Source organism: Micromonospora sp. NPDC049662 (assembly GCF_040675055.1).
Lineage (GTDB): Bacteria > Actinomycetota > Actinomycetes > Mycobacteriales > Micromonosporaceae > Micromonospora.
In genome coordinates, this window is sequence record NZ_JBFAOC010000024.1 from 63172 (window position 1) to 81612 (window position 18441).

At 71.1% G+C, this 18441-nt stretch carries 9 protein-coding genes; 6 read left to right on the plus strand and 3 right to left on the minus strand.

Translation table 11 applies throughout. The annotated features are described in order from the left end of the window. Positions 1–41: 41 nt before the first annotated feature. Positions 42–671 carry a fasciclin domain-containing protein gene (locus tag AB0J36_RS19450; RefSeq protein WP_357123286.1) on the minus strand — a complete coding sequence of 210 codons (630 nt, stop codon included), beginning with the start codon at positions 669–671 and terminating at the stop codon, positions 42–44. 260 nt (positions 672–931) lie between these two features. Between AB0J36_RS19450 and AB0J36_RS19455 the strand changes: the two genes are divergently transcribed. The 3 genes from AB0J36_RS19455 to AB0J36_RS19465 all read left to right on the plus strand — a co-directional run bounded on the left by AB0J36_RS19455 (position 932) and on the right by AB0J36_RS19465 (position 3525). Further along, positions 932–1153 (plus strand): hypothetical protein, encoded by a 222-nt coding sequence (locus AB0J36_RS19455; protein ID WP_357123283.1) that lies wholly within the window; start codon positions 932–934, stop codon positions 1151–1153. Positions 1154–1225: 72 nt separating this feature from the next. Then, positions 1226–2269 carry a hypothetical protein gene (locus AB0J36_RS19460; protein ID WP_357123280.1) on the plus strand — a complete coding sequence of 348 codons (1044 nt, stop codon included), beginning with the start codon at positions 1226–1228 and terminating at the stop codon, positions 2267–2269. Between the two features lie 200 nt (positions 2270–2469). Continuing rightward, positions 2470–3525: an FUSC family protein gene (locus AB0J36_RS19465; RefSeq protein ID WP_363660948.1), complete on the plus strand. Its 1056-nt coding sequence runs from the start codon at positions 2470–2472 to the stop codon at positions 3523–3525. Between the two features lie 329 nt (positions 3526–3854). On the opposite strand, the gene AB0J36_RS19470 is transcribed toward AB0J36_RS19465, so the two are convergent. Beyond that, a complete protein-coding gene (locus tag AB0J36_RS19470; RefSeq protein WP_357171429.1) occupies positions 3855–4484 on the minus strand; it encodes a VOC family protein in 630 nt (209 codons plus the stop codon). 174 nt (positions 4485–4658) lie between these two features. Here AB0J36_RS19470 and AB0J36_RS19475 point away from each other — a divergent pair, with 174 nt between their 5' ends. Next, positions 4659–5153: an SMI1/KNR4 family protein gene (locus AB0J36_RS19475; protein ID WP_357123271.1), complete on the plus strand. Its 495-nt coding sequence runs from the start codon at positions 4659–4661 to the stop codon at positions 5151–5153. A 28-nt stretch (positions 5154–5181) separates the two neighbouring features. Here the strand turns inward: AB0J36_RS19475 and AB0J36_RS19480 are convergent, their stop codons facing one another. Beyond that, entirely contained in the window at positions 5182–6207 is a 1026-nt protein-coding gene (locus tag AB0J36_RS19480) for an XRE family transcriptional regulator (protein ID WP_363660949.1), read from the minus strand. Positions 6208–6420: 213 nt separating this feature from the next. Between AB0J36_RS19480 and AB0J36_RS19485 the strand changes: the two genes are divergently transcribed. Then, positions 6421–12486, plus strand: a complete 6066-nt coding sequence (locus AB0J36_RS19485; protein ID WP_363660950.1) for an RHS repeat-associated core domain-containing protein — start codon at positions 6421–6423, stop codon at positions 12484–12486. A gap of 33 nt (positions 12487–12519) precedes the next feature. Further along, on the plus strand, positions 12520–18405 hold the full coding sequence (locus AB0J36_RS19490; protein WP_363660951.1) for an RHS repeat-associated core domain-containing protein: 5886 nt from the start codon (positions 12520–12522) through the stop codon (positions 18403–18405). Positions 18406–18441 lie beyond the last annotated feature (36 nt).

An 18441-nucleotide genomic window follows, 5' to 3' on the forward strand; every position in this document is an offset into this window, starting at 1 on the left:
CCGACGAGTCGCCGGCCGGGGCTCGATGTCGGTCGCCGCCATCAGCTCTTGGGCATCAGAACGGTGTCAACGATGTAGACGGTGGCGTTGGCCGTCGAGACGTTCCCGCAGACCACCATCGAGGTGCCGTTGACGGTAAACGACGAGCCGCTGCCGGTCACCTCGAGGTCGCCGCCCTGCAACGTCTTGTGGGTGCCCGCCAGGGTGTCCGGCGACAGCTGGGTCGTCACCACGTGGTAGGTCAGGATCTTCTTCAGCAGGGCGTCATCGGCCAAGACCTTGTCCAGGTCCGCCTTCGGGATCTTGGCGAACGCATCGTCGGTCGGCGCGAACACCGTGACGCCCTGCGCGCCGTTGAGCGAGTCCACCAGGTTGGCCTTCTTCACGGCCGTCACCAGCGTCGACAGCAGCGGGTTGCCGGACGCGGCCGTGGCCACCGGCACCTTCGCCATCGCCTCGAAACTACCGGGGTTGGACGCATCGGTCGGCACGGCAGCGCACCCCGAGCCGAACTGACCGGACATCATCGTCGAGGGCGAAGCCGATGCCATCGGCGCGCTGGCCGACATGCTCGGCGCGCCGCTGGCGCTGTCCCCGCTGTCGGTACCGCCGCAGGCGGACAGGGCCAGCACAGCGATCACGCCAATGGAGGCGAACAGGCGACGCTTCATACGAACTCCTCAAATGCTTGTACTTCACTGCTGTTGTCATGAGGCATTCGAGGCCGATCGCGAGACGGATGGGCGCAACAGGGAGCAAATTCGGAACGGCACCGGGAGCAGACCTGCGGGCTTGTGTCCAACCGGCCTCTGACCTGCACAATCCGAGCTGGCCTGGCCAGCCTCACGGCCAGGGCAGCATCTTGCGGAACTGCGCCGGAGCCGTCCCGCCCGAAAGCATGAGTGCCCAGGCACCGGGTGCCCGACCTGGCATGGGCAGCCAACAGCGCAACAAGCACGACAGCGGCGGCGAGTCGGCGCGGGGCCGCCGGCACCCGGGCAACGGCGCACGGGGCCGGCAGGGGGCGACGGTCGAGCACTCGCCTGATCAGCGGCACGAGCGCACCGCTACCGGATCAGCGGGCATCGAGCGCGACCATGGCCGGTCGAAGGCGGCCCACGAGGGCCGAGTCAACCGCCAGGGTACGGCCTGACCGGTCGGAGCCGAATCACCGCCGGAGAATCAGCTACTCCGACAGCCGGGGCGCCGTCGCAGACGCCGGCTGGTGCCAGCGATCCGGGGTATCAGGACCGGTACGCGGGTCATAAGATCCACCGATATGGCCCGCACCACGCCTCCGCGTCCGCTGGATATCACCGCGGTATTTCCCGAGCTACGGGAACATTCCACCACGGCCACCCGCCTGCATCCCCGACCCGGCGCTCCGACCGTCAGGGACAGCTCGGTCGGTGGACCGCTGCTGTGGCCGGCCCACGAGGTGTGGCCGGTCTGCGACGACGCCGGGGCGCACGAGCCGTGGAACCTTACGACCCCGGCTGCCCTGCGCCGCAGGCGGCAGATCCTCGCGACCGCAGAAGCCCGGGATCCGGTGCCGGGTGGGGACTTCTTGACCGTCAAGGAGCGGGCGGAACTCGACGCCGCCGACGCCCTGGAACTGGACGGCCTGATCGAGGATCCCATCCCGTTGGTCCCCGTCGCGCAGCTCTACCGACGAGACATCCCGGATTACGCCGGTCCGGACGACACCGACCTGCTCCAGGTGCTGTGGTGCCCCGTCGACCACTCGGACCGGCACTACAGCCCTCGCGTCTTCCTCCGCTGGCGAGACAGTTCCACCGTCGGCCCCCTGCTCGAAGCACCTCCCGAGCCGCCGGTGATCAGCGACATGTACCTGCCGATCCCGTGCGTGCTGCACCCCGAGCAGGTCCACGAGTACCAGTACGCCGATCTGCTCCCTGCTGACCTACGCGACCGGCTCGACGAGTGGGATGACGACGAGGACGAGAGCCGTCCCCGTTATCAGAGCGACCTGTCGCTGGCGCCGGGATGGAAGGTCGGCGGGTTCGCGAACTGGTCTCTGACCGATCCGTACCCGATGGACTGTGTCGCCTGCGGCACCGCGATGACCTTGATGTTCACCGTGGATTCGGGCGACTGGAACGGGATGCATTGCAGCTGGCGCCCGTCCGAGGACGACCCGACCGCGTCCCCCGACATCGTCGGCGTGCAGATCGGGCGCGGCTACTCGCTGTACACCTTCCGCTGCCCCGTGTCATTCGATCATCCTCCGCTCACCGCCATGCAGTGAAGCGGCCGCCCACGATGACCTGCCATCGGCCTCTCGTCCCGCGTGCCGCCCGCCACCCAACGATTGAGCAGCTCACAGGCGGGGTAGTCCCGGTCCTCGCGGAAGATCAATAGGCGGCCGGATCCGGTGCGCCGGCGAGAGGGGCAGCACCGGTGCGGACGTGGGGGCGCGACGCCGTAGCGCGGTTACGGGACGACGGGATGACGGTGGTCGAGCTGACCGCCGCCGCGGTGGTCGCCTGGATCGTGGCGGCGGTGGTGATCCGTCACCCGGACCCGTTCTATGCGCCGACCGCCGCGCTCGTCGTGCTCGGTGAGTCCCGCGGGCGACGGCTACGGCAGACCGTCGAAATGCTGCTCGCGGTGGCCGCCGCCGTGCTCGTCGCGGAGCTGCTCGTGTACGCGCTCGGCCCCGGTACCGGCACGGTCCTGCTGGTGCTGCTGCTGACCACCACGACGCTGGTGCTGATCGGAGCCCGCCGTGCCCTGGTCGTGCAGGCCACCGTGTCGGCCATGTACCTGGTCGTGGTCGCCGCGCCGCACGGCACGCTGATGCCGTTCCGCTTCGTCGACGCGCTCATCGGCGGCGCGGTCGCGTTGGCCGCCAGCCAGCTGATGGCCGCCCGCGACCCGTTGGCCCCGCTCGTGGCGCAGGCGCGGCGCAGCTACACCGACCTGGCCGACCTGCTCGACGAGGTGAACACCGCGCTGCGGGAGTGCGACGAGGATGCCGCGCGCGCCGCGCTGGACCAGGCTCGGCAGGTGGACGACTGCGTCGCCCAGCTACAGACCGCCGTGCTCGCCACCGGTGAGACGCTGCGGCTGGGACTGCGCCGCCGGCACCTGGGCAAGCTCGTCGACGTGGAGGCGACGCTGCGGCAGCTCGACTACGCCGCGCGCAACATCCGGGTGCTGGCGCGGGCCGGCGTGACCCTGACCCGCCGGCACACCGCCACACCGCCGGAGCTGGCCGCCGCGATCGGCGCGCTGACCGCCGCCGTACGGTCGGCCGGGGAGGCTCTGGCCAGCGACCTCAGCGGCGCCGACGCCGACCGGCACGCGCACCGGGCCGACGCGGCGGCCCTGGAAGCGGTCCGGATCGCCGCGGGCCTGCTGCGGTCCGATCCGCCGCTGCCCGTCACCATGATCGTCGGACAGATCCGGGCGACCGCCATCGACCTGCTGCGCGGCGTCGGCCACGACGACGTGGGGGTGCTGGACCGGGTGGACGAGGCGCTCGGTCTGAGCCGGGTGTGACGCCCGGTCAGTCGGGGCGAGAGGCAGTTCGTGCCCATCTCGCCCGTTGCGGGCTGGACCGCGCCGCCGCGCGCGGCCGGTGGCCGGTGGCCGGGCGTGACCCTCAGCCACCTGCGTGGAGGCGGATGCGGCGGTAAGCGGTATACCGCACAGTCATATTCATACCTCTGAGGAATACCGCTCAACAGCACCATCGCCACGGCGGGCAGCCAAAGCGAGGGAGCGCTCTTCGCCCAATTCCTTGCGCAGTTCGTTCACGAGCCCGCGTTCGGGTTCCCAAAAGATCAGCAGCTTCGGGCCCATCTGCGGGTCGCGCTCTGGCTGGCCCGCTACTCGCGTCCAACCCAGGTCGCGACGCATGCCTCATTACCCTCGGGGTCGGCCAGCACCCACCACTTCGGCGCGTGTGCGTCGGAGACGACGCGCCCGCCGGCGGCCAGGGCGGCGGCGACGCGGTCCTTCGCTTGATCGTGCGGGACGGCGATGTCGACATGCATCCGGTTGCGTTGCGGTCGCGCCGTCTCCATGGGTTGCAGCCCGAATCCGGGCCCCCGTCGCGCCGGATCGGCCAGGTAGTCGTCACCGATCTGCCGGTATCCCAGCAGCGCCTGCCAGAACGGCAGCACGTCCGACTTCACCAGGGCATCGAGGGTGATGTTGAGGAGCTGCACCGCCGTGGGATCGGCGGGGATGCCCAGCGCCCGCGCAGCGGCCGATATCCGTCGCGCCAATGAGATGTCACGCCGCGACAGCGACACGGTGACGCCCGCGTGGCGCAGATCCAGGTTGAGATGCTCCTGCTCGTCGCGGCCGGCGAGCCGGCCGATCTCGTCGACGAACGCGATCCCCGCCGACAGCGAGCCAGTCCGGAAGTAGGCCGAAACCAGGTGGTAGAGACAACGCCAGTCTTCTACACCGTCAGCCTCGTGGAAACGCCCAGCGGTGATCTGCACCGTCACGTTCGCGAACCTAACAGCAGGATGCTCACCTGAGCCAGCCGAGGAAGCGTCGGGGCAGCGCACCCGCCGGGTCCGCGCAGTCGCGGCAGGAGTGAATCCTCAACACGAACAGCGTTCAGACAATGGAGCCCCGGGGCGTTCCGGCAACCGACGTTCAGCGACTACCGTCAGCGCGTGCTCGATCCCACGATCATCTTCGACGCCTCCGATCCGCTGGAAAGTCCGCTCACCGACGAGGTTCTACGGCAGGTGGAGGCACAGCTCGGCCGCAAGCTACCCGCCGCGTACGTCGACCTGGCCCGGCGACACAACGGCGGATTGTTGGCTCGTGACGCCTACCCCTCGCCCAGCCGAACCTCCTGGTCGGCGAACTACGTCGCGGTGGACACCCTGGCGGCGATCGGCCGGACCGCGCCCTTCAGCCTGTGCGGCGAGCTCGGGAGCGCGTTCTGGATAGCCGAGTGGGGCTACCCCGACATTGGTATCTACATCGCCGACTGCCCCTCAGCGGGCCACGACATGATCGCCCTCGACTACCGGTCCACGGGCGAGCCGACAGTCGTGCACGTCGACCAGGAGTGGGATTACCAGATCACTGTCCTCGCCCCCGATTTCGAGACGTTCCTGGGCGGCCTCGTCGACGACACGGATTTCGATGAGGACGATTGATCGTCCGCTCGGCAACCACGGCAGTGATTCAGGACGATCGGCCTGCCTGTTTCGTCGCGACGAACAGAAATTCCTGGTCCAGGGCCCCGGTGCAGTTCGCCTGCATCGCCTCGGCGCCGGGGTTCACATCGGCCGGGCCCCCGAGTGCCCCGACGCAGAGACCACTGTGGATCGGGCGTAGCCGATAGCCGCCGGGCACCGGCACGTTTGTGGCCTCCAACAGGTACCGCTGGTGGGCGGCACCGGTGCAGTTGTCCGGCGCCAGCAACGCGCCGTCCCCCGTCAGCGCCTCGTCGACGGTCAGACAGCCCGCGCCCTCCTTCGGATGGTGCCATTCGATCTCGTAGACCCCGACACCGACCGCCTTGAGGAAGGTGTCCGGGGAGATCCGGTCGCACGCCCGTTGCACCGCCAGCGGCCGGTCGGTACGGCCGTTACGCTCCCGCCCCTCGCCCAGGCACAGGTCACGATCCCGCACGTGCGCGGGTTGGATCAGGTACCAGCCATCGGGCAGGGCGGCAGTCGCGGGCGTGGAAGCCCTGGAGGATTCCACGGCACGGCCACCCGAGCCGTTCGAGCCGTCTGAGCCGAGGGCGCCCTTCCAGGCCAACGCCGTGCCCGAGCCGATCACGGCGGCGAGGGCGGCGATCACCACGATTGCCCTCCTCGACCGTGGCGGCCGAGCAGCCGGCGCGGGCGGCGCGACCGGTTCCGCCGTGGCCACCTCGGCCTCCTCGACGGGATCCGGAGAACCGCTCGAGATCGGCCCGACGGCAAGCCGGTTACGGACCGCGACCCAGCGGGCCGCGGCGGCGTCGCCGAGTCCGCAGGCTCTCGCAAAGGACTGCACCACCTGTTGCCGGGGCAGGGTCGTACGGCTCAGAGCCGACGCGATCGTGCTCGACGGCAGGGCGTCCCCTGAGGCGTCGGCCTTGGCCGCGAGTTCCCGGTACGTGAGGCCGGACCATTCCCGCAGGGCCCGCAGCGCCGTCACGAACTCGGCCGGGTTCGTCGCCTCGTCGGGGTTCGGCGGCTGCGTTCCGGCTTCGGACATTCGACTCCCCCATGCGTCGATCGGACTCGATCGAGGTTAACGATCCTAGTCATCTGACGCTCGCCGTGCGGGCCCGTTCGGGACTGTCCCGAACGCGCCGGATCCGTTGCCCACGGCGACGTCCGACGCCCAGTGTCCTAGTCGGATGGCCGATCCGGCGCGTGCGGGGCAACCGGCTTGTTCGCAGTCACCACTTCACGCGGGGGGAACAGGATGCCCATACCAGGTACCCGTCGGATCGGCTGGATACGCGCCGGTCGTGGCTCGCTGGCCGGCGCTCTCGTCCTGGCGCTGGTCATCAGTTTGGCCGGGGCGGCGCCCGCACAGGCCGGGCCCGCCGCCGGCCGCCCCCGCTCCCCCGCTGCCAAGAACCCGGTCGCGCCGGTCAAGGGGACGTCGGCACCGGCCCGCCCGCGTGCTGTCGACCTGGAGGAGCAGGCCGCGCTGCGTAAGGCGGCCCGCGCTGAGTGGCCGTCCGCCGCCGCCGTGGACGTACCCGTCGCCGCCGCCGTCCGGCCGATGTCGAGCGAGCCGGAGATCTCCCTCGCCCGGGCCGGTGCGCTACCTCTGTGGGTCGGATCGCCCACCGGGGCCGGCACGGTGCGCGTCGAGCTTCTCGGCCAGGACGCCGTCCGAGCGGCCGGGTTGACCGGCCTGCTCATCCGACTCTCCCGCCGGGACGACACGGCCCGGACGCAGGTGAGCATCGACTACTCCGGCTTTCGTACCGCCTACGGCGGTGACTACGGCTCCCGGCTGCGGCTGGTCCGGATGCCCGAGTGCGCGGCCACCACGCCGGCCGCCCCCGGTTGCCGCACCGGCACGGCGGTTTCCAGTCGCAATCAGCCGGCCACCGGTCGGGTCGAGGCCCGGGTGCCCGACGGCTTGTACGCGCTCACCGCCGGGCCGTCCGGCGGCGCCGGCAGCTACCAGGCCACCTCGCTCTCACCGACAGCCACCTGGGAGGTCGGCCTCCAGTCCGGAGACTTCACCTGGTCGTACCCGATCGACACGCCGGAGGTCCCCGGCGTCGAGCCCGACCTAGCCTTGAACTACTCGTCCGGTTCTATCGACGGGCGGGTGGCCGCCAACAACAACCAGCCGTCCTGGGTGGGCGAGGGCTTCGAACTTCAGTCCGGCTTCATCGAGCGCTCCTACAAGCCCTGCTCGACCGAGCCCGCCTCGCCGGTGGGAGACCTCTGCTGGGGCAGTGACAACGCGATCGTGTCGCTGCCCGGCGCGGCCGGCGAGCTGGTCCTGGACGACACCAGCCGCACCTGGCGGATGGCCGACGACGACGGCTGGCGGGTGGAGCGGTTGACCGGCGCCGTCAACGGCGACGACGGCGACGACAGGACCGACAGCCGCGACGGCGACAAGGGCGAACACTGGCGACTCACCGCACCCGACGGCACCCAGTACTACTTCGGCCTCAACCGGCTACCGGGTTGGGCCGCCGGCCGGGCCGAGACGAACTCGACCTGGACGGTGCCGGTCTTCGGCAAGGAGCCCGGGGCCTGGTGCTACCGGGGCACCCCCGCTGACGCCTGGTGTCAGCAGGCGTACCGCTGGAACCTCGACTACGTCGTCGACCCGCACGGCGACGCCATGTCCTACTACTACCGCCCCGAGACCAACCACTACGGCCGCAACGCCACCGCCACCGCGCCGACCCCCTACGTCCGGGGCGGCCAGCTCGACCGCATCGAGTACGGCCAGCGCGCGGACACCCTGTTCACCGTGCCGGCCGCCGCCCGCGTGGTGTTCGCCCCGGCCGACCGTTGCATCCCGGGGAGCAGCTGCGTCACCTCCCAGCCGCAGAACTGGCCGGACACCCCACTCGACCAGGCCTGCACGTCGACCGGGACGTGCCAGGTCTTCGCCCCCACGTTCTGGTCCACCAAACGCCTCGACCGGGTCACCACGCAGGTGTACACCGCCGGCGCCTACCGCGACGTCAGCTCCTGGCAGCTCACCCAGTCGTACCCCCGGCCACAGGACCAGACCAGCCCGCCGCTGTGGCTGGACGCGATCCGGCAGTCCGGTCACGTCGGTGGCACCACCACGCTGCCGCCGGTCACCTTCGACGGGCAGACCTGGCCGAACCGGGTGGACACCGCTGACACCGTGCAGGCGCTGTACAAACGCCGGATCAGCGCCGTGCACACCGAGACAGGTGGCCAGATCTCGGTGGCGTACGCGCCGGTGCAGTGCCGGCCCGGGGGCCTGCCGGCCGAGGACGACAACAACCGGCGCTGTTTCCCGGTGTACTGGGGCATCGGGTCCGCCACCCGGCTGGAGTGGTTCCACAAGTATGCCGTCAGCCAGGTGACCGAGGAGGACCTGGTGGGTGGCAACCCGCCGGAGATCACCTCTTACGAGTACGACATCGGCGGGCACGCCTGGCACCACGACGACGCCGAACTGGTCCCGACCGGCCGCAAGACCTGGGGGCAGTGGCGCGGTTACCGCACCGTGCGGGTACGCACCGGGGCCACCGGTGGTCAACGTTCCCTGACCGAATACGTCTTCATGCGCGGCATGAACGGCGACGTCAACAAGTCCGGTCCGCCGGACCAGGGCGTCCAGGTGGACGGTGTGCCCGACGATCCGCAGTGGAGTGGCTTGAACCGGGTGGTCACCACGTACGACGGCGACGGTGGTCCCTGGTTGCAGCGCAGGGTCTCCGCGCTGACCGGCGTACGGGCCACGGCCACCCGGGAGCGTACGGGGATGCAACCGCTCACCGCGTACCTGGTGACCGGCACCACCGAGCGGATCCTCACCGCGCTCAGTGACGGCTCGACCCGTACCACCGAGACCAACTACGGCTACGACCCCGACTACGCCGGGATGACCCGGGTCGAGGACAAGGGCGACCTGGCCGATCCGGGCGACGACACCTGCACCCGTACCTGGTACACCCGCAACCTGAAGGCGTGGATCACCGACACGGTGTCCCGGACCGAGACGGTGGCCGTGGGCTGCTCCACCACCCCGGCGTACCCGGACGATCTCATCTCCGACGAACGCGGCTACTACGACGGCCAGTTGGGCTGGGGTGCGCCGCCGACCGCTGGCGACGAGACCCGCAGCGAGGAGGCCGGCTCCTGGTCCGGCGGCCCGGTCTACGTCACCGCCGGCTCGACCGAGGTCGACGGGCACGGCCGGCCCACCGCCGTGGTCGACGCGTTGGGCCGCCGCAGCAAGACCGCGTACACGCCGGCACTGGGCGGGCCGACCACCCAGGTCAGCACCACCAACGCCCTGGGCCACACCACCACGAGCACCCTGGACCCGCTGCTGGGTAGCCCGGTCAGCACCGTGGATGCCAACGGGCGACGGACCGACCTGACGTACGACGCCCTGGGCCGGTTGCGCCAGGTGTGGCTGCCCGGCCGGGCCAAGGACACCCAGAGCCCCAACAGTCGCTTCGAGTACGTCGTCCGCGCCGACGGGACCAGCGCCACCCGCGCCGAGACCCTGACCGGGGACGCCGGCGGCGGTTACCGATCCGCGTACACCCTCTACGACGGCTTCCTGCGTCCCCGGCAGACCCAGACGGCTTCCCCCGCCGGCGGCCGGATCATCACCGACACGTTCCACGACGGCCACGGCCGTGTCGACCGCACCTACGACGACTACTGGGAGGCCAGTCGCGACCCGGTCCCGGAACTGTTCCGGCCGACCGGCAGCGTGCCCGGCGAGACCCGGTACGGCTACGACGGAGCGGACCGGGAGACGGTGGAGATCTTCCTGTCCCACGGCGTCGAGCAGTGGCGCACCGGCACCGCGTACGGCGGCAACTGGACGTCGGTGGACCCGCCCGACGGCGGCACCGCCACGACGACGGTCGTCGACGCCGACGACCGGGTCACCGCCCTGCGGCAGTACACCGGCGGGTCACCCACCGGCGCCTACGACGAGACCCGGTACACGTACACCAGGGGCGGTGAGCTGGCCACCGTCACCGACCCGGCCGGCAACGTCTGGCGTTACTCCTACGACCTGCGCGGCCGCCGGATCCACACCGAGGACCCGGATACCGGTACCTCGACCTCCCGCTTCGACGACGAGGACCAGCTGACCAGCGCCACCGACGCCCGCGGGCACACCGTCGCCAGCACCTACGACCCGCTCGGCCGCCCCACCGGCCGGTACGACGGTTCCCCGGACGGCACGAAGCTGGCCGACTGGACCTACGACACGCTGCCCGGCGGTATCGGGTTGCCCACCGCGGCCACCCGGTACGCGGGCGGCGACACGTACCGGTCGGAGACCCTGGGCTACGACCCGGCGGGTCGGCCGACCGGAACCGCCGTCACGGTCCCGGCCGCCACGGCCGGGCAGACCGAGCGGTACGCCAGCACGTTCAGTTACAACGCGGCGGGGGCGGTCACCTCCGCCAGCCTGCCGGCCGTCGGCAGCCTCGGTGGCGAGACGGTCACCTACACCTACAACTCCCTCGGTCTGCCGGCCACGATGACCTCGCGGACCGCGTCCGGCGGCAGCGTCACCTACGTCAACGACACCGCGTACGACCCGCTGGGTGACGTCGAGTCGTACCAGCTCGGCGGCCCGGAGGCGGTGCTGCTGCGGACCTTCGGCTACGAGACCGGCAGCCGCCGGCTGAGCACCGCGCAGGCAATCGGCGTGGGCACCGAGGACGCCACCATGGTCAGCGACGTCAGCTACCGCTACGACGACGCCGGCAACGTCACCTCCATCGCCGATGCCGCGGTCGGCGACACCCAGTGCTTCCGCACCGACTACCTGCGCCGGCTCACCGAGGCGTGGACCGCCACCGACGAGTGCGCCGCCAACCCCAGCCTCTCCGTCCTCGGCGGGCCGGCCGCCTACTGGCAGTCGTACCGGTTCGACAAGGTCGGCAACCGCACCGAGGAGGTCCGCCACGACGCCGTCGGCGACACCCGCCGGACGTACGACTATCCGGCCGCCGGCACCGCCCAGCCGCACACCCTGCGGTCGGTCACCACCACCGGGCCGGCCGGCAACCGGACCGACACCTTCGGCTACGACCCGGACGGCAACACCACCACCCGGGCGGTGGCCGGCAAGGACCAGACCCTGACCTGGGACACCGAGGGCAACCTGACGGCGATCGCCGAGGGCGGCCGGACAACCTCCTTCGGGTACGACGCCGACGGCAACCGGGTGCTGCGCCGCGACGCCACCGGCACCACGTACTTCCTGGGCAACGCCGAGCTGTTCCGCCCGGCGGCCGGTGGCGGCGCCCTCGGCACCCGCTACTACGGCCACGACGGCGACGTGATCGCCGTACGGACCGCGGACAACCGGCTCAGCTGGTTGGTGGACGACCACAACGGCACCGCCGGGGTGGCGGTGGACGCGGTCACCCTGACCCCGACCCGGCGCTACAGCCTGCCGTACGGCGGAAGCCGTGGCTCCGCGGCGAGCACCTGGCCCGGTCAGCGGGGCTTCGTCGGCGGCACCGTGGACGCCGGGGTCGGCCTGGTGCGGATCGGCGCCCGCGAGTACGACCAGGAGACCGGCCGGTTCCTCTCCGTCGATCCGGTGATCGACGAGTCCGACCCGCAGCAGATGCAGGGCTACGCGTACGCGAACAACAGCCCGGTCACCTACTCCGACCCGGATGGGCTGCGACCCGACTGCGGCACCGGTAAGGGCTGCACCCAGTTCAACAAGACGCACCGCTACAACGGCAAGAAGTACGTCAAGAAGCCCAAGCCCAAGCCGAAGCCCAAGGCCAAGGCCGTGCGCCGGCCGGCGGCCGGGCCGAAGTCGGCGCGGGACCGACTGCTGGCCAAGGACAAGCAACTCGACGATCGCGACAAGCGCGGCAAGGTCAAGCCGAAGACGGCTAAGAAGAAGGAGAAATCCGACGACGGTCGCCCTTGTGCGTGTCTCACCGGGGGCCAACGTGGAAAACGCGACGGTAAACACTCCTTCCTCCAAGGCAAGAATGCTGCGGAGCTGGATGAGATGTACAAGCAGGCGCGGAAAGACCGGAACTTCGACCTAGCGAAAAAGATCAAGGAACATCAGAAAAACACGGGCTCCCGCAATTACGGAAACTCCAATAATTCGCGAACGGCCAAACCCAAGGCATCGCCGACACCTGCGCCGACGGCAACACCCCAGACCAAGTTCGAGCCGCCACGTGTTCGACCGGACGAGGGCGTGATAAAGACGGTCGTCATCTCATTGCTGGGAATCGGACTGGGAATTCTCGCTGGGATCGGCTGCGCCGGAACCGGTGGGGCCGCCTGCAGCTGATCGGCATCGCGTTCCTATTCGAATGACGACCAGATGTCCCGGGAGGTCCTGGTGCGCGTACGAAATTGTTGGTTGTTGGTTGTGGCGGTGGTTGTCGCGACGGTGGTGGCCTCGGCGCCGCCAGGGCTGGCTGCTCCGGCCGCTGGGTCGGCGGAGGGCAAGGGTTGGTCGGGGAAGCCGGCGCAGCGGGTGCTGGCCCAGCCGCGCGGGGCGGACCCGGAGGCGAAGGTCGCCCTGCGTAAGGCACCCGAGGTGGTCTGGCCTGCAGCCGGCATCGCCGAGGTGCCGGTGCCGCGTGAGGTCGGCGGGCTGGCGCGCGCCGACGCGTCGGCGTTGGTGCGGGCCGGCGCGCTGCCGGTGAAGGTGGGCGCGTCGACGGTGGTCGCCGGGGCGGCCACCGACCCGGGCACGGCGCGGGTGGAGGTCTTCGACCGCGCCACCACCGCCCGGGTCGGCGCGCGGGGGATGGTGCTGCGGATCGGCCACACCGACAAGGTGGCCCGGCAGACCACGGTCGAGGTCGACTACTCGGGCTTTCGGCAGGCGTACGGCGGTGACTACGCCAGCCGCCTCGGGCTGGTCCGGCTGCCCGACTGCGCCTTGACGACCCCGGCCGCGAAGGGGTGCCGGACCGGCACGGCGGTGCCGAGCCGCAACGCGGTCGACAGCGGCCTGCTGCGCGCCGAGGTCGGCGACGGACTCTACGCCGTGACCGCCGCCCCCGAAGGCAGCGCCGGCAGTTTCCGCCCCACCTCGCTGGCCCCGTCCGCCACCTGGCAGGTAGGCCTGCAGAGCGGCGACTTCAGCTGGTCCTATCCAGTGAGCACGCCGAACGTGCCCGGCCCGACGCCGGAAATCGCGTTGCGTTACTCGTCGGGTTCGGTCGACGGGCGGGTCGCGTCCACCAACAACCAGCCGTCCTGGCTCGGTGAGGGGTTCGACTACCAGCCCGGCTTCATCGAGCGGTCGTACGTCCGGTGCGGCGACGACGGCGGGCCCACGACCAGCGGCGACCTGTGCTGGGCGACGGACAACGCCACGGTGGTGCTGCCGGGCCTCACCAGTGAGCTGGTCTACGACGCGGGCAAAGATCTGTGGCGGGCTGAGCAGGACGACGGCTGGCGGGTCGACCGACTCGGCGGAGCGCCGAACGGCGCCCGCGACGGCGAGTACTGGCGGCTGGCCTCACCCGAGGGCACCCTGTACTACTTCGGTCGGGAGCGGCTTCCGGAGGGCAGCGCGAGCAGCCCGACCACCGGGTCCACCTGGACCGTCCCCGTCTTTGGCAACGGCACCGGCGAGCCCTGTCACGGCGCCACCTTCGAGGCGTCCTGGTGCCAGCAGGCGTACCGGTGGAACCTGGACTTCGTCGTGGACCGCCACAACGACGTGATGTCGTACTGGTACGCCCCGGAGACCAACCACTACGGCCGCGCGGGGCGGACGGACCTGCCCACCCCGTACGTGCGGGGCGGGCAACCGACCCGGATCGACTACGGGCAGCGGATTGGTTCCGTCTACACCGCGCAGCCCGCGGCCCGGGTGGTGTTCACTCCGGCCGACCGGTGCGTTCCGGGCACCAGTTGCGTCCGTTCCCAGCCGCAGAATTGGCCGGACACGCCGTGGGACCAGTGGTGCGACACGACCGGGTGCCTGGTGCTGTCACCGACCTTCTGGTCCACCAGGCGACTCTCGAAGATCACGACTCAGGTGGTCACCGGTGGCGCGGCCCGGGACGCGGACTCCTGGACCTTCGGCCAGTCGTACCCGGTGCCCGCGGACCGGCAGCCGGCGGCGCTGTGGCTCGACTCGATCACCCGGGCGGGCCTGGTCGGCGGGACCGCCACCCTGCCGGCGGTGACCTTCGACGGGCAGCCGGCGGAGAACCGGGTGGACCGGGCCGACACCCGACCGGCCATGTACAAGCGGCGGATCAGTTCCATCTACACCGAGACCGGCGGGCTGATCCAGGTCGCGTACCAGCCGACCGAGTGTCGGGCCGGGACCGTGCCCGCCGTCGACAGCAATGAGAAGCGGTGCTTCCCGGCGATCTGGGGGACCACGCCGACCGAGGACTGGTTCCACAAGTACGTCGTGAGTCAGGTGACCGAGTCCGACCTGGTCGGCGGCAACCCACCGAAGACCACCTCCTACGAGTACGTGTTCGGCGGGTCCGGCTGGCATCACGACGACGCCGAACTGGTGCCGGCCGGACGCAAGAGCTGGGGACAGTGGCGCGGCTACCAGCGGGTGAAGGTCCGCACCGGCGCGGCGGGCGGTCGGCGCACGCTGACCGAGCACCTGTTCATGCGGGGCATGGACGGGGACGTCAACCGCACCGGCCAGCCCGATCAGGTGGGTGTCGATGGTGAGCCGGACCTACCGATGTGGCGGGGCTTCAACCGGTCCGTCACCGTCTTCGATGGCGACGGTGGTGCGCTCGTCAGCCGTACCGTCGCCGAGCCCCGCGACCTCGGGATCACCGCCCAGCGTCCCCGCGTCGGCGGGACCGGGGGAACGCTGGAGGCCCACCTGACCGACCTGGAATGGGAACGCGTCGAGACGGCACTGGCCGGCGGCGGTGTCCGAACCACCGAGCGGGCCTACACGTACGACGCCCGGGGCCGCCTAATCGAGACGCACGACCGGGGTGACGTGGCGGAGCCGGGTGACGACACCTGCTCCCGGGTCGAGTACGCCGAGAACACCACCGACTGGGTCGTCAGCGCGGTCAAGCGGGAGCTGACCCTCGGCGTGGCCTGCGACGCGGCCGGGGCGTACCCGACCGACCTGGTCGCCGAGAAGCGCTACTACCACGACGGCAACACGACGTGGGGCGCCCCACCGACCGCGGGTGACGTCACCCGGGTCGAGGAGGCGCAGACCGGGACCGGGGGTCCCACGTACGTCACCACCAGCCGGCGCACGCTCGACCAGCATGGCCGGCCCAAGCTGGTGTACGACGCGCTCGACGAACCCACCCGCACGACGTACACCCCGTCCGAAGGCGGACCGTTGACCCGTACGGTGGTCACCGACGCCCTCGGCTTCACGACCACGACGGAGTACGAGCCGCTGCGCGGTGTGCAGGCCAGCACGACCGACACCAACGGGGGCACCACCACCCGGGCGTACGACCCCCTGGGCCGGATCACACGGGTGTGGCGGCCGGGACGGTCGCTGAGCGCGCCGGCGAACGTCGAGTTCAGCTACACGGTGCGCAGCGACGGGCCGAGCGCCGTGCTGACCCGTACCCTGCTCGGCGGGTCGAGCTACCAGAACAGCTACGAGATCTTCGACGGGCTCCTGCGGCAACGCCAGACGCAGCGGGACTCGCCCCGGGGCGGGCGGATCGTCACCGACACCCAGTACGACCCGCACGGTCGGGTCGCCGTGGTCGTCGGACCCCGGCACGACCCCGGCCCCGTCAACGGAGCGCTGGCACCCGATCCGCAACTGGTGACGGCGCAGACGGTGTACGGCTACGACGGCGCGGACCGGCCGACCTCCACAGCGCTCCAGGTCCTCGGCGAGGACCCGGACCGGTGGCGCACCACGACGGCGTACGGCGGAGACCGGATCTCCACCACACCGCCGGCCGGTGGTACCGCCACCACCGAGGTCCTCGACGCCCACGGCCGGCGGTCGGCACTGCGGCAGTACGCCGGACCGACCCCGACCGGCGGTTTCGACGAGACCCTCTACCAGTACGCCAAGGGCGGCCAACTGGCGACGGTCACCGACCCGGCCGGCAACGTGTGGCGCTACGGCTACGACCTGAGCGGCCGGCGGGTGCGCGAGGAAGCCCCGGACACCGGTACGACGCTCACCGGTTACGACGCGCGGGGTCAGGTGACCAGCGTCCGCGACGGTCGGGGCCAGACGGTGGCGTACCGCTACGACCCGTTGGGTCGCCGCACCGGCGCGTACACCGGTTCGACCGACGGCCCCCAACTGGCCGAGTGGACGTACGACACCGCGACGCTCGGCAAGGGACTGCCGGCCTCGGCGGTCCGCTACGTGGCCGGTCAGCGGTACGAAACCCGGGTTGTCGAGTACGACCTGCGGGGCCGACGGACCGCGACCGCGGTGGTGATCCCCGCCACGGAGACCGGGCTGGCCGGCACCTACCCCACCACCTACACCTACAACGAGGGCGACCAGGTCACCTCCACCGGGTTGCCGGCCGCCGGGGACCTGCCGGCTGAGACCCTGCGCCAGGGCTACGACAACCTGGGCTTCCCGACGAGTCTGACCTCGCCGCTGGACAGCTACGTGGCCGGCACCAGCTACACCAACCTCGGCGAGCCCGAGGAGTCGACGCTCGGCCCGGCGGGTCAGCAGGTGGTGCGCGGCTTCGGCTACCAGGACGGCACCCGGGCCCTCACCCAGTCCACTGTGGTGCTGGGCGAGGACCTGCTGGCCGCCACGGTGCACGAGTACGACCCGGCGGGCGACCTGACCCGGGCAGCGGATCTGGCCACCGGCGATGACCAGTGCTTCCGCTACGACCGGTTGCGCCGGTTGACCGAGGCGTGGGCGGGTTCCGGCGACTGCACCGCCGACCCGGCGACCGGTGACCTGGCCGGCCCGGCGCCCTACTGGCAGTCCTACGCCTACGACCCGACCGGCAACCGGACCAGGGACGTGCGGCACGCCGCGGCGGGCGACGTCACCCGCACCTACACCTACCCCGCGCCGGCTGGGGCGCAGCCGCACACCCTACGGACCGTCGATACGACCGGCCCGACGGGCAACCGCTCCGACGGGTACGGCTACGACGCCGCCGGCAACGCCACCGGCCGGCCCGGTCAGTCGCTGACCTGGGACGTGGAGGGTCGCGTCGCGTCGGTGACCACGAACGGGCAGACCACCTCGTACATCTACGACGCGGACGGCAACCGGCTGATCCGCCGGGATGCGGGCGGTAGCACCCTCTATCTCGGCGACACCGAGTTGCGCCGCTCCGGCGCGGCGACGACCGGGAACCGGTACTACCGGCACGACGGGGAGACCATCGCGCTGCGGGTCAAGGGCGGCGTCACGCGGCTGATACCGGATCAGCGCGGCACCGCCGTACTCGCGGTCGACGCGGCGACGCAGCAGGTGACCCGCCGTCACACGCTGCCGTTCGGCGACCCGCGCGGTGGCCCGGTGAACTGGCCGGGCGGCCGGGGCTTCCTCGACGGCGGCGTCGACCCGCTCACCGGCCTGACCCACCTCGGCGCACGCGACTACGACCCCGGGACCGGTCGGTTCGACGCCGCCGACCCGGTGGTCGACCACCAGGACTCACAGCAGGTCAACGGGTACGCGTACGCGAACAACAATCCGACCACCTTCACCGACCCGGACGGTCGCCGGGTCCGGATCCCGGAACCGTACGACAGCCTGTTCAAGCGACTGGGCGTCGCTGACCCGGTCCGGGTGGCATCGCAGTCGAGCACCGGCAAGCCCGTACCGAGGCCACAGTGCCATGGCGGCACCTGCTCCGTCACCGGGGTGATCAACGGGCCCGCACCGGTGCGGGAGTCCGACTCGTGGGTGATCGACCTGCCGATCTTCGAGGTCTATCCCCGCAACTACGGCCGGGACATCCGGGAGAGCCGGTGGAGCGCCTGCGACAGCGGTGATCCGGCGCCGGCGATCGCCTGCGCTCAACGGCCGGACCCGGCGCCCCGGGTGGTCTACCAGTGGCAGGAGCGCGACTGCGTGGGCTGGAACGACTGCCTCAGCCCACGGCCCTACGAGAACGTACGGACCGAGATCTACGACGACGAACCGGACGGTGGCCCGCCGCGCAACAGCATCGACATACAGCGTTTCCTGCACGGTGGCACGGGCGGCGGCACGGTCGGAGGCACGGGGCGCTCCGCCGGTGGCTGGCCGTCGAGCGGCGGCGTCTACTACCTCGGCTGACCACCCCGCACGCTCCGACCGGGAACCGCAGAACGG

Excerpts from the sequence above, each read along its gene's own strand:
- AB0J36_RS19450 (WP_357123286.1), bottom strand. The coding sequence starts at position 671 with ATGAAGCGTCGCCTGTTCGCCTCCATTGGCGTGATCGCTGTGCTGGCC.
- AB0J36_RS19465 (WP_363660948.1), top strand. The coding sequence starts at position 2,470 with ATGACGGTGGTCGAGCTGACCGCCGCCGCGGTGGTCGCCTGGATCGTG.
- AB0J36_RS19455 (WP_357123283.1), top strand. The coding sequence starts at position 932 with ATGGGCAGCCAACAGCGCAACAAGCACGACAGCGGCGGCGAGTCGGCG.
- AB0J36_RS19480 (WP_363660949.1), bottom strand. The coding sequence starts at position 6,207 with ATGTCCGAAGCCGGAACGCAGCCGCCGAACCCCGACGAGGCGACGAAC.
- AB0J36_RS19485 (WP_363660950.1), top strand. The coding sequence starts at position 6,421 with ATGCCCATACCAGGTACCCGTCGGATCGGCTGGATACGCGCCGGTCGT.
- AB0J36_RS19490 (WP_363660951.1), top strand. The coding sequence starts at position 12,520 with ATGTCCCGGGAGGTCCTGGTGCGCGTACGAAATTGTTGGTTGTTGGTT.